Genomic DNA, 12,936 nt, shown 5'->3' on the forward strand with positions numbered 1-12,936 from the left:
ATCCGTGGACCTGTCCCTGTCGACTCGCACTGTCGGCGACCGTACGGTCGTGGAGGTCGGTGGCGAGATTGATGTGTATACCGCGCCCAAGCTGCGCGAGCAGTTGGTCGAGTTGGTGAACGACGGCAGCTACCACTTGGTTGTCGACATGGAGCGAGTGGACTTCCTCGACTCCACCGGCCTCGGTGTGCTCGTGGGAGGCCTCAAGCGCGTTCGCGCGCACGAGGGCTCGCTGCGTCTGGTGTGCAACCAGGAGCGCATCCTGAAGATCTTCCGGATCACCGGTCTGACCAAGGTGTTCCCGATCCACACCACGGTGGAAGACGCCGTCAACGCCACAGACTGACGGCTCCTGAACGTCAGGAGCAGGGGTACCGGACCGTCGGTCGGTCCGGGCCCCTGTCAAGGCACGCCCGTAGTCCGAGGGGGACGCGCATGGCCACCGTTGAACTGCGCTTCAGCGCCCAGCCCGAACACGTCCGGACGGCCCGCCTGGTCGCGGCCGCCGTGGCGCGCCGGGCAGGAGTCGAGGAGGCCCTGCTCGACGAGGTCCGCCTCGCCGTGGGCGAAGCCTGCTCGCGTGCCGTCGGACTGCACCGCGTCAACGGTCTGCTCGCGCCCGTCCGGGTGGTGTTGACGGAGGAGGAGAAGACCTTCTCCATCGAGGTCGGTGACGGGGTGCCCGGTGCGGCCGAGTCCGTTCCGGGCATCGCCGCCGTCCTCGACCCGGACATCGAGGGCGAGGACGAGATGGGCCTCGCGGTGATCAGCGGGCTCGTCGACGACGTCGAGGTGACCACCGGAGAGTCGGGTGGGACCATCAAGATGAGCTGGCCGGTGGCCGGCGCGTCCGACGTGGCCTAGGGCCTGTCTTTCGGATCAGGCCCCGGCCCGGTCCTCCCGTCGAAGTGGCGCCTGCGCGCCAACGGGAGGGGAGCCGGGCGTTTCGTCGTGCCCGCGCGCCTCTTCTCGTACGGCCTGATCTTCTTTTGATCTTATTCAAGACCCCGTCAAGGCCCTGCCGAGCACCTTCGAGCAGGGCCTTTTTCATGCTCCCGCACGCCCTTTTCCGGGAATTGATCAAGCGTCAATGCTTTTGCCCCATTACCGCTTTCGGGGGTAATGAAGTGGCGCGATCTATTGCTGAGGAGCAAGAGCAGGCCAATTCCGTTTCCCGCGCACTGTTTTGATCGGGGCGCGCTCCCTACAATCCGTCCACATCTTGAGCTCATCACGTCAAGGAGGACGAATGACGGGGCTCTTCACCCCCAACGCGCCGGTCGGTAACTCAGATCTGGCAGCCGCAGTACTCACTGATGACAATCGGCTCATCGTGATCGTCATTGCGGCGGTCGCACTCGCCGCACTCGTCGTCGCGCAGATCCTGGTCCGCCAGGTGCTCGCCGCCGACGAGGGAACCGATGCGATGAAGAAGATCGCCGCGGCCGTCCAGGAAGGCGCCAACGCCTACCTCGGCCGGCAGCTGCGCACCCTCGGCATCTTCGCCGTCGTGGTCTTCTTCCTGCTCTTCCTGCTCCCCGCCGACGACTGGACGCAGCGGGCCGGCCGGTCCGCCTTCTTCCTCGTCGGCGCGCTCTTCTCCGCCGCCACCGGCTACATCGGCATGCGGCTGGCGGTCCGGGCCAACGTCCGCGTCGCCGCCGCGGCCCGCGAGGCCACTCCGGCCGAGGGCGAGCCCGCCAAGGACCTGACCGAGGTGTCCCACAAGGCGATGAAGATCGCCTTCCGCACGGGCGGCGTGGTCGGCATGTTCACCGTCGGCCTCGGCCTGCTCGGCGCCTCCTGCGTCGTCCTGGTCTACGCCGCGGACGCCCCCAAGGTCCTGGAGGGCTTCGGCCTCGGCGCCGCGCTGATCGCGATGTTCATGCGTGTCGGCGGCGGCATCTTCACCAAGGCCGCCGACGTCGGCGCCGACCTGGTCGGCAAGGTCGAGCAGGGCATTCCGGAGGACGATCCGCGCAATGCCGCGACCATCGCCGACAACGTGGGCGACAACGTCGGCGACTGCGCCGGGATGGCGGCCGACCTCTTCGAGTCGTACGCCGTCACGCTCGTGGCCGCGCTGATCCTCGGCAAGGCCGCCTTCGGCGACCTCGGCCTCGCCTTCCCGCTGATCGTCCCCGCCATCGGCGTCGTCACGGCCATGATCGGCATCTTCGCGGTCTCCCCGCGCCGCTCCGACCGCAGCGGGATGACCGCCATCAACCGCGGCTTCTTCATCTCCGCCGTGATCTCCCTGGCGCTGGTCGCGGCCGCCGTCTACGTCTACCTGCCGGCCACCTACAAGGAGCTCATCGGCGTCGAGGACGCCGCGATCGCGAGCCACTCCGGCGACCCGCGGATCCTGGCCCTGGTCGCCGTGGCCATCGGCATCGTCCTCGCCGCCCTGATCCAGCAGCTGACCGGCTACTTCACCGAGACCACCCGCCGTCCCGTCCGGGACATCGGCAAGTCGTCCCTGACCGGCGCGGCCACCGTCGTCCTCGCCGGAATCTCGGTCGGCCTGGAGTCCGCCGTCTACACGGCGCTGCTCATCGGCCTCGGCGTCTACGGGGCGTTCCTGCTCGGCGGCACCTCGATCATGCTGGCGCTCTTCGCGGTGGCCCTGGCCGGCACCGGCCTGCTGACCACCGTCGGCGTCATCGTGGCCATGGACACCTTCGGGCCCGTCTCCGACAACGCCCAGGGCATCGCCGAGATGTCCGGTGACGTCGAGGGCGCCGGGGCGCAGGTCCTGACCGACCTCGACGCGGTCGGCAACACCACCAAGGCCATCACCAAGGGCATCGCCATCGCCACCGCCGTGCTCGCCGCGGCCGCGCTCTTCGGCTCGTACAACGACGCCATCGCCACCGCGGTCAAGCAGGTCGGCGCCAAGGCCGGGGAGATGAACCTCAGCCTGGACATCGCCCAGCCCAACAACCTGGTCGGGCTGATCCTCGGCGCGGCCGTCGTGTTCCTGTTCTCCGGCCTCGCGATCAACGCCGTCTCCCGCTCCGCGGGCGCCGTCGTCTACGAGGTGCGCCGCCAGTTCCGCGAGCACCCCGGGATCATGGACTACTCCGAGAAGCCCGAGTACGGGCGCGTCGTGGACATCTGCACCAAGGACGCGCTGCGCGAGCTCGCCACGCCCGGCCTGCTCGCCGTCCTCACCCCGATCGCCGTCGGCTTCTCCCTCGGCGTCGGCGCGCTCGGCTCGTTCCTCGCGGGTGCCATCGGCACCGGCACCCTGATGGCGGTGTTCCTCGCGAACTCCGGCGGCGCGTGGGACAACGCCAAGAAGCTCGTCGAGGACGGCCACCACGGCGGCAAGGGCAGCGACGCCCACGCCGCGACCGTCATCGGCGACACGGTCGGCGACCCGTTCAAGGACACCGCGGGCCCCGCGATCAACCCGCTGCTCAAGGTCATGAACCTGGTGGCCCTGCTGATCGCCCCGGCCGTCGTGCAGTTCAGCTACGGCCCGGACACCAGCGCGACCGTACGCGCGATCGTCGCGGTCGTCGCCATCGGCGTCATCGTCGGCGCGGTGTACGTCTCCAAGCGCCGCGGCATCGCGGTCGGGGACGACGCCGAGGGCGAGGGCGCGAACGCCGAGCGGGTGGCCCAGCCGGCCGACCCGGCGGTGGTTTCCTGACCGTAGGACCACCGGAGGAAGGGTACGACCGAACGGCGGACGGACGGCGCGCACGGACGCGCCGTCCGTCCGCCTTTCCGCGTGGCCCGATCGAGGGCGTGTATCTTCCGGCCGAGAGCCTTCGAAGGGACCAACCCGGTGAACAAGAAGATTGCGGCCGCAGTATCCGGCGGTGCGGTACTGATGCTCGTCCTGTCCGGGTGCGGCGGCGACGACAGTGACAAGAAGGCCGAGGCCTGGGCCAAGAAGGTCTGTGACGCCTGGCAGCCCGAGCTGAGGAAGATCGAGACGGCCAACGCGGACATCAAGCGCGTGTCGTCGGAGAGCAACAAGCCCGAGGAGGTCCAGAAGACGGACTCCGAGGCCTTCCAGACCATGTCCGACTCGTACAAGACGATGGGCGCCGCTCTGACGGGGGCGGGGGTGCCGCCGGCCAAGGAGGGCCAGGCGACCCAGGACGCCGCCGTGAAGGGCTTCGCGGACACCTCCAAGGGGTACGCGGACCTGAAGACGAAGGTGGACGCCCTCGACGTCAAGGACCAGAACAAGTTCGCCGAGGGGCTCAAGGACGTGGCCAACGGCCTCGCCGAGGCCACCAAGGGCGGCGAGGAGGCGCTCGCCAAGCTGAAGGCGGGCGGCCTCGACAAGGTGATGAACAGCCAGAAGGGCTGCCAGGTCACCGTGGTCGCCTCGCCGAAGTAGCCCACGGCTCCCGCGGTACGCCGACCAGGGCGGCCGGGGTCCCCAGCGGACCCCGCGCCGCCCTGACGCGTACCGGGGCCGACTCCGCCCGGACGGGCGCGACCACGGCCGCGCGGGGTGGCGGCGTGGAGGGCGCGGCGATTGTCCGGGGCAGCGGACACAATGGGGGCGTGAGTACCACCAGCCTCCCCTCGCCCGAACACGCCGCCGAACTCCGCGGGGCCCTGCTCTCCGCCGGCTTCACCGCCGACGGGCTGCTCGACCTGCTCGGCGCCCCCGCCTACGCCGCCCTGGCCCGGAGCGAGACGGTCCCCGCCCTGCGCGCCACGCGCGTCGGCGGGGACGGCCCGCTCGCGACGCTGGTCCGGCTGTTCCTGCTCCAGCAGCCCGCTCCGTACGTGCACGCCGCCGGCGCCCTGCCCGTGGAGGCCGCGCTCGCCGACGGGTGGCTGCGGCGCGAGGGCGACGAGGTGCACGCCACGGTGGACGTGCGCCCGTACGGCGGCCCGGACGGCGAGGACTGGTTCATCGTCTCGGACCTCGGCTGCGCCGTCGGCGGGGCCGGCGGGATCGGCAGCCGGGGGCGCGAGCCGGGCACTGCCGTGGTCCTCGGCGTCGGCGGCGCCTCCACCACGCTGGCCGGGATCACCGTCCGCGTGCCGGTCGCCACCGCGCTGGACCTCGGCACCGGATCCGGCATCCAGGCCCTGCACGCCGCCCACCACGCCACCCGGGTCACCGCCACCGACGTCAACCCCAGGGCCCTGGAGTTCACCCGCCTCACGCTGGCGCTCTCCGGGGCGCCCGAGGCCGAGCTGCTCGCCGGATCGCTCTTCGAGCCCGTCGGCGACGCGACGTACGACCTCATCGTGTCCAACCCGCCCTTCGTGATCTCGCCCGGCGCCCGGCTGACGTACCGGGACGGCGGCATGAGCGGCGACGACCTGTGCCGGACGCTGGTCCAGGAGGCCGGCGCGCACCTCAACCCCGGCGGGTACGCGCAGTTCCTCGGCAACTGGCAGCACGTCGAGGGCGAGGACTGGCACGACCGGGTCCGTTCCTGGGTGCCGCGCGGCTGTGACGCGTGGATCGTGCAGCGTGACGTGCAGGATGTGACGCAGTACGCGGAGCTGTGGCTGCGCGACGCGGGCGACCACCGCGCCGACCCGGCCGAGTACCAGCGGCGCTACGAGGACTGGCTGGACGAGTTCGAGGCCAGCAAGACCAAGGCCGTCGGCTTCGGCTGGATCACGCTGCGCCGTACCGACGCGCCCGAGCCCTCGGTCGTCGTCGAGGAGTGGCCGCACTCGGTCGAGCAGCCGCTCGGCGACGCGGTCCTCGCGCACTTCGCCCGTCAGGACTACCTGCGCGCCCATGACGACGCGGCCCTGCTGTCCGGGCACTTCCTGCTGGCCGCCGAGGTCGTCCAGGAGCAGGTCGGCGCGCCCGGCGCGGAGGATCCGGAACACGTGGTCCTCCGGCAGAACCGCGGCATGCGGCGCGCCACCAAGGTCGACACGGTCGGCGCCGGATTCGCCGGAGTGTGCGACGGCTCACTCAGCGCGGGCCGGATTCTCGACGCGATCGCCCAGCTGATGCAGGAGGACCCGGTGGTGCTGCGCGACCGCACTCCGGAGGCGATCCGGATGCTCGTGGAGCAGGGCTTCCTGGAGCCCGTGAGCGGCCCGGCGCAGCGCTCGGCACCGTGATGTAACCCACGGTTCTCCCGCTGTTACCCGGGGGCTGTCAGGCTCGTCGGCAGGCGGGATCCGGGGGGATCCCGGGAGTGGCCCAGGGGTAGGGGAGCAGCGTGGAAACCGGTCCGGCGATCTTTGCGGCGGCCGTGTTCCTGCTGTTCGGAGCCGCTCTGCTGGCCTGGACGGGGGCGCGCGTCCGTCACCGCGCGCCGGTGGCTGAAGGCGTGCGCCCCGTCGTGGCCGTCCCGCTGGCCGTACTGGCCGGCGGGACCGCCCTGGCCCTCGGCGTCTGGTGCCTGGCGCGGCTGTGACGCGGCCGTGCGCGCCGAAGTGAACGACGAGTCGCGCGGGAGTTCCGGAGGCCGCCCGGGAGCGGGGCCAGACGGCCCTTTGGCCACTCGGCCCGGTGATCGGGACGGGCCCGGCACGGTATCGGGGCGGCAGAAGTGGCACTTGTCGGGTTACCGTTCGAGTGGCCGTTGCGGGCTTGTGCCGTTTGACACGGGGGCGGGTTGTACCGTCACACTCCGCAGCGTCGCCGTACTGCGACCGAGTGCCGACCGGAGAGAAGAGCCAAGTTGTCCCCGACTAGCGAGACCGCAAAGGGCGGCCGCCGACTCGTCATCGTCGAGTCCCCTGCCAAGGCGAAGACGATCAAGGGCTACCTCGGCCCCGGATACGTCGTCGAGGCGAGCGTCGGGCACATCCGCGACCTCCCGAGCGGCGCGGCCGAGGTTCCCGACAAGTACACCGGCGAGGTCCGCCGTCTCGGCGTCGACGTCGAGCACGACTTCGCGCCGATCTACGTCGTCAACGCCGATAAGAAGGCCCAGGTCAGGAAGCTCAAGGAGCTGCTGGCCGAGTCCGACGAACTCTTCCTCGCCACCGATGAGGACCGCGAGGGCGAAGCCATCGCGTGGCACCTGCAGGAAGTCCTCAAGCCCAAGGTCCCCGTCCACCGGATGGTCTTCCACGAGATCACCAAGGACGCGATCCGCGACGCCGTCGCCAACCCGCGCGAGCTGAACCAGCGCATGGTCGACGCCCAGGAGACCCGCCGCATCCTCGACCGCCTCTACGGCTACGAGGTCTCGCCGGTCCTGTGGAAGAAGGTCATGCCGAAGCTGTCGGCGGGCCGCGTCCAGTCGGTGGCCACCCGCCTCGTCGTCGAGCGGGAGCGCGAGCGCATCGCCTTCCGCACCGCCGAGTACTGGGACCTCACCGGAACCTTCTCCACCGGCCGCGCCGGTGACGCCTCCGACCCGTCCACGCTGGTCGCCCGCCTGAACACGGTGGACGGCAAGCGCGTCGCGCAGGGCCGTGACTTCGGCTCGAACGGGCAGCTCAAGAGCGAGGTGCTGCACCTCGACGAGGCGAACGCGCGGGCGCTCGCCGCGGCGCTGGCGGACACCTCGTTCGCCGTCCGCTCGGTCGAGTCCAAGCCGTACCGCCGCTCCCCGTACGCCCCGTTCCGTACGACCACGCTCCAGCAGGAGGCCTCGCGCAAGCTGGGCTTCGGTGCGAAGGCGACCATGCAGGTGGCGCAGAAGCTGTACGAGAACGGCTTCATCACCTATATGCGTACGGACTCCACGACGCTGTCCGAGACCGCGGTCTCGGCGGCCCGGGCGCAGGTCACACAGCTCTACGGGGCCGACTACCTGCCGGAGAAGCCGCGCGTCTACGCGGGCAAGGTCAAGAACGCGCAGGAGGCGCACGAGGCGATCCGCCCTTCGGGTGATCGTTTCCGCACCCCGGCCGAGACCGGCCTGACCGGCGACCAGTTCCGCCTGTACGAGCTGATCTGGAAGCGGACCGTCGCCTCCCAGATGAAGGACGCGGTCGGCAACTCGGTCACCGTGAAGATCGGCGGCCGGGCCTCGGACGGCCGCGACGCCGAATTCAGCGCCTCCGGCAAGACGATCACCTTCCACGGCTTCATGAAGGCCTACGTCGAGGGCGCGGACGACCCGAACGCCGAGCTCGACGACCGCGAGAAGCGGCTGCCGCAGGTCTCCGAGGGCGACGCGCTGAGCGCCGAGGAGATCACCGCCGACGGCCACTCGACCAAGCCGCCGGCCCGGTACACCGAGGCCTCGCTGGTCAAGGAGCTGGAAGAGCGCGAGATCGGCCGCCCGTCGACGTACGCGTCGATCATCGGCACGATCCTGGACCGCGGGTACGTCTTCAAGAAGGGAACGGCGCTCGTGCCGTCCTTCCTGTCGTTCGCCGTGGTCAACCTGCTGGAGACGCACTTCGGGCGGCTCGTCGACTACGACTTCACCGCCAAGATGGAGGACGACCTCGACCGCATCGCGCGGGGCGAGGCCCAGTCCGTGCCGTGGCTGAAGCGCTTCTACTTCGGCTCCGAGGACGCGACCGAGGTCGTGCCGGCCAACGGCGACCACCTCGGAGGCCTGAAGGAACTGGTCACCGACCTGGGTGCGATCGACGCCCGGGAGATCTCCTCCTTCCCGGTCGGTGACGGCGTCGTACTGCGCGTCGGCCGCTACGGGCCGTACGTGGAGCGGGGCGAGAAGGACGCGGAGGGCCACCAGCGGGCCGACGTACCGGACGACCTGGCACCCGACGAGCTGACGGTGGAGTACGCCGAGGAGCTGTTCGCCAAGCCGAGCGGCGAGTTCGAGCTGGGCAAGGACCCGGTGAGCGGGAACGAAATCGTCGCGAAGGACGGTCGCTACGGGCCGTACGTGACGGAGATCCTGCCCGAGGGCACGCCGAAGACCGGCAAGAACGCGGTCAAGCCGCGGACGGCCTCGCTGTTCAAGTCGATGACCCTCGACACGGTGACGCTGGACGAGGCGCTGAAGCTGATGTCCCTGCCGCGCGTGGTGGGCGCGGACGCCGAGGGCGTGGAGATCACGGCCCAGAACGGCCGCTACGGCCCGTACCTGAAGAAGGGCACGGACTCGCGGTCGCTGGAGACCGAGGACCAGCTGTTCTCGATCACCCTGGACGAGGCCCTCGCCATCTACGCGCAGCCCAAGCAGCGCGGGCGGGCCGCGGCCAAGCCGCCGCTGAAGGAGCTGGGCACGGACCCGGTCAGCGAGAAGCCGGTCGTCGTCAAGGACGGTCGCTTCGGGCCGTACGTGACGGACGGCGAGACGAACGCGACGCTGCGGCGGGACGACGACGTCGAGACGATCACGCCGGAGCGGGGCTACGAGCTGCTCGCCGAGAAGCGCGCGAAGGGCCCGGCGAAGAAGACCGCGAAGAAGGCGCCGGCGAAGAAGGCCCCGGCCAAGAAGGCGACGGCGACGAAGGCGGCGGCCGCGAAGAAGACGACCACCGCCAAGAAGGCCGTCGCGAAGAAGACGGCCGCCAAGACGGCGACGGCGAAGACCGCGACGGCGAAGACGGCGGCGGCGAAGAAGACCGCGGCCGCCTCGGCCTCGGCGGCCTCGGCCGCCGCGGACGAGTAGCCTCCGGGCCGCCTCCGCCCGAGTGTTGCCCCCGGGGCCCGTGCGATCCGCACGGGCCCCGGGGCGTTCCCCGGGACCCCGCCGCCGCCCGCCCGGTCCGCCGGTGTTCGAGGCGCAGGTCGGAAGGGGGACGGGGGTCACATCCGAGGTTGTCCACAGGCCTCCGCACCTGCCAAGCACAGCGGATAGGCTGGGCGGATGACGCGAGCCGAGCAGCCAACGGTCGTGACCGCCGCCGAGAACCCCACCTACGACGAAGCCCTAGCCGCGGACTCCCGCGAGCGAGCGGTGCGCGCCCTGCTGCGCACACCCAGACTCCGCCGCCTGTGGAGCGCCCAGCTGGTGAGCGGCATCGGCGATGCCCTCGCCCTGCTGGTCCTGGTGCTGCTCTCGCTCCAGGCGGCCGTCTCCGAAAGCACCTTCGGTGACGGCTACCGGGGCTGGGCGCTCGCCGTCGCGGCCGTCTTCGGGGTCCGGGTGCTGGCCACCCTCACCTTCGGCGCGGTCCTGCTCGGGCCCTTCGCCAAGCTCCTCGCCCCGAAGGAGTCCGGCGGCCGTCTCGACCGCCGCTGGACGATGGTCGGAGCCGACGGGGTCCGCATCGCGCTGTTCGTCGTCGCCCCGCTGTGGCTCGACTGGATCCCCGAACACGCGCTGACCGCGCTGCTGGCCACCGTCTTCGTCGCCGGCGCCGCCGAGCGGATGTGGACCCTGGCCAAGGAGAGCGCGGCGCCCGCCCTGCTGCCCGAACCCCCGCTGGAGGGAGCGGCCGTACGGCCGCTGCCGGACCACCTCGACGCGCTGCGCCGGCTGACCCTGCGTACCGCTTTCGCGACGCTGCCCGCCGCGGCCGCCGCACTGCTCGCCGCGACCCTGGTCGGCAAGGCCCTCGGCCTCGGCGTGGACTGGTTCGCCGCGAACCAGGCCGCCCTCGCCTCGTACGTGGCCGCCGGCCTGTTCGCGGCCTCCGTGTCGCTGCTGCTGCCGCTGGTGTTGCCCGGCGCGAAGACCCCGCGCCCGCGCTCCCCGCTGGAGGGCCTGCGCGCCCCCAAGGTGGGCGACCGGCCCGAGAAGGGGCGTACGGGAGCCGTCCCGCTCCTCGTCCTGGCCTGCGCGGCGGTTGCCGGAGCCGTGGCCTCTGCCGCTGCCGTGGCCGTCCTGCACGCCTTCGACCTGGGCGGCGGACCGGCCACCTTCGCCCTGCTGGTGCTGGCCCTGATCGGCGGTACCGGCCTCGGCATCCGCGCCACCCAGGCCGGGAAGGTACTGCCCGCCCTGTCCCGGCGCCGGCTGCTGGCCCTCGCCATAGGGGTGACCGGGCTGGCGCTGCTGCTGAGCGGCCTGGTCCCGGACACGGCGACCGTCCTGTTCCTGTCCCTGCTCGCCGGCACCGCCGCGGGCGTCGTCGCCAACACCGGGCACACCCTGCTCGACCAGGAGACCGAGGAGCTGCGCCGGGCCCGGGTCACCGAGCACCTCCAGGCGGTCGTCCGCGTGGCCGTGGGCGTGGGCGCCATCCTCGCTCCCGTCCTGGCGGCGCTGATCGGCCCGCACCGGCTGGGCGACGGCGAGGTCGTCTTCGAGCACGGCGGCGCGGCCTTCACGCTGATGCTGGTCGGCGCCCTGCTGCTGCCGGTCGCCGTGGTCGTGCTGATCAAGGGCGACGACCGCGGCGGCGTACCGCTGCGCCGGGACCTGCGCGAGGCGCTGCGCGGCGGGGAGCCGGTACAGGCCGCCTCCGACGCCGGGTTCTTCATCGCCCTGGAGGGTGGCGACGGGGCCGGCAAGTCCACGCAGGTCCAGGCGCTCGCCGACTGGATCCGGGGCAAGGGCCACGAGGTCGTCGTGACGCGCGAGCCGGGGGCGACCCCCGTCGGCAAGCGGCTCCGCTCGATCCTGCTCGACGTGTCCTCCGCCGGGCTGTCCAACCGCGCCGAGGCGCTGCTGTACGCCGCCGACCGCGCGGAGCACGTGGACACGGTGGTCCGGCCCGCCCTGGAGCGCGGCGCCGTCGTCATCACCGACCGGTACATCGACTCCTCGGTGGCCTACCAGGGCGCCGGGCGCGACCTGTCCCCGACCGAGATCGCCCGTATCTCGCGCTGGGCCACCGGCGGGCTCGTCCCGAACCTGACGGTGCTGCTCGACGTGTCGCCCGAGGCGGCGCGGGAGCGGTTCACCGAGGCCCCGGACCGGCTGGAGTCGGAGCCGGCGGAGTTCCACCAGCGGGTGCGGGCCGGGTTCCTGACGCTGGCCGCCGCCGACCCCGGGCGCTACCTGGTGGTCGACGCGGGCCAGGACCCCGAGTCGGTGTCCACGGTCGTGCGCCACCGCCTGGACCGGATGCTCCCGCTCTCGGAGGCCGAGGTGGCCGCGCAGATCGAGGCCCGCCGGCTCGCCGCGGAAGAGGCGAAGCGCAAGGCCGAGGAGGAAGCCGCCCGGAAGGCGGAGGAGGAGCGGCTGCGCGCCGAGGAGGAGGCCCGCAAGGCCCGCGAGGCCGAGGAAGCCCGGGTCAAGGCCGAGGAGGAAGCCGCTCGCAAGGCGGAGGAGGAGCGGCTGCGCGCCAAGGAGGAGGCCCGGGCCCGGGCCGAGGCCGAGCGGCTGCGCGCGGAGGCCGAGGAGAGGGCCCGCGCGGCGGAGGCCGAGCGGCTGCGCAGGCAGGCCGAAGAGGAGGCCCGGCTGCGCGCCGAGGCCGAGGAGCGCCGGCTGGAGAAGCAGCGCCGGGCCGAGGAGGCTCTGGTGCGGGCCGAGGAGGCGCGCAGGCTGGCGGAGGCCTCGGCTGCCGCGGCCGCCGCGAAGGCCGCCGCCGATGCCGCGGCTGCCGCCGCGGCCGCTGCTCCGGCGCCCGCTCCGGCGGATCCGGCGCCCGCTCCGGCTCCGGCTCCCAAGGTGCCGATGCGCAAGGATCCGCTTCCGGACGACTCCGTGACCGTCGAGACCCGGATGGTCAAGCGGGTCGTACAGCCGGACGACGAGACCCAGACCGTCCCCGTGCCGAAGGTCGACCCGGCCTCCGTCGAGGAGACCGCGGTGCTTCCGCCCGTACGTCCGGCCGGCTCGGCGGACGAGACGGCGGTGCTGCCGCCCGTACGTCCGGAGCGCGGGGACGCCGCGGCGCCCGAGGCGGGCGCCGGGGCGGCGGGGCGGCGGGCCTCGGCCGAGCGGCCGACCGGCCGGCGCCCGGACGACGACCCCGCCGGCCGCGTGCCGCCGGGCATCTTCCGGGACTCCGGCAACGACGCCACCCGCGAGCTCCCGGTCGTCGCCGAGGACGGCCGCCCGAGGCGGGGCCGCCCGGCCTGGGCCGAGGAGACCCCGATGGACGACCTCCCGTCCCTGGCGGACGAACTGCTCGGTCCGCAGCGGGGTGACGAGGACGGCGAAGGCCGGTCCCGCCGCCGCTGACGGGGATTGTCAGTGGCGCGCGCCACACTGT

The 12,936-nt window shown here is 72.3% G+C and carries 8 protein-coding genes; all 8 read left to right on the top strand.

From position 1 onward, the window contains the following. Positions 1-4 precede the first annotated feature (4 nt). The 8 genes from bldG (at position 5) to tmk (ending at position 12,905) form a co-directional block, all read left to right on the top strand. On the top strand, positions 5-346 hold the full coding sequence (bldG, locus tag IE248_RS15700) for an anti-sigma factor antagonist BldG (RefSeq protein WP_008743037.1): 342 nt from the start codon (positions 5-7) through the stop codon (positions 344-346). A gap of 89 nt (positions 347-435) precedes the next feature. After that, positions 436-864 (top strand): ATP-binding protein, encoded by a 429-nt coding sequence (locus IE248_RS15705; protein WP_008743038.1) that lies wholly within the window; start codon positions 436-438, stop codon positions 862-864. A 385-nt stretch (positions 865-1,249) separates the two neighbouring features. Then, positions 1,250-3,658 (top strand): sodium-translocating pyrophosphatase, encoded by a 2,409-nt coding sequence (locus tag IE248_RS15710; RefSeq protein WP_190030991.1) that lies wholly within the window; start codon positions 1,250-1,252, stop codon positions 3,656-3,658. A gap of 138 nt (positions 3,659-3,796) precedes the next feature. Continuing rightward, positions 3,797-4,360 (top strand): hypothetical protein, encoded by a 564-nt coding sequence (locus IE248_RS15715; protein ID WP_008743040.1) that lies wholly within the window; start codon positions 3,797-3,799, stop codon positions 4,358-4,360. Between the two features lie 170 nt (positions 4,361-4,530). Further along, the gene (locus IE248_RS15720) at positions 4,531-6,069 is read left to right on the top strand and encodes a DUF7059 domain-containing protein (RefSeq protein WP_008743041.1); all 1,539 of its coding nucleotides are present in this window, start codon (positions 4,531-4,533) and stop codon (positions 6,067-6,069) included. 101 nt (positions 6,070-6,170) lie between these two features. Further along, complete coding sequence (locus IE248_RS15725; RefSeq protein WP_008743042.1) at positions 6,171-6,368, top strand: hypothetical protein; 198 nt, start codon at positions 6,171-6,173, stop codon at positions 6,366-6,368. 267 nt (positions 6,369-6,635) lie between these two features. Further along, positions 6,636-9,500 carry a type I DNA topoisomerase gene (gene topA / locus IE248_RS15730; protein WP_008743043.1) on the top strand — a complete coding sequence of 955 codons (2,865 nt, stop codon included), beginning with the start codon at positions 6,636-6,638 and terminating at the stop codon, positions 9,498-9,500. Positions 9,501-9,698: 198 nt separating this feature from the next. After that, positions 9,699-12,905, top strand: coding sequence for a dTMP kinase (gene tmk, locus IE248_RS15735; protein ID WP_190030992.1), 3,207 nt, complete (start codon positions 9,699-9,701; stop codon positions 12,903-12,905). The last annotated feature ends 31 nt before the right edge of the window (positions 12,906-12,936 follow it).

The sequence above is a fragment of the Streptomyces goshikiensis genome (genome assembly GCF_014650555.1).
In the GTDB taxonomy this organism is placed as follows: Bacteria; Actinomycetota; Actinomycetes; order Streptomycetales; family Streptomycetaceae; genus Streptomyces; species Streptomyces goshikiensis.

Coding starts and splice junctions, on each gene's coding strand:
- IE248_RS15705 (WP_008743038.1), top strand. CDS start 436: ATGGCCACCGTTGAACTGCGCTTCAGCGCCCAGCCCGAACACGTCCGG.
- IE248_RS15710 (WP_190030991.1), top strand. CDS start 1,250: ATGACGGGGCTCTTCACCCCCAACGCGCCGGTCGGTAACTCAGATCTG.
- tmk (WP_190030992.1), top strand. CDS start 9,699: ATGACGCGAGCCGAGCAGCCAACGGTCGTGACCGCCGCCGAGAACCCC.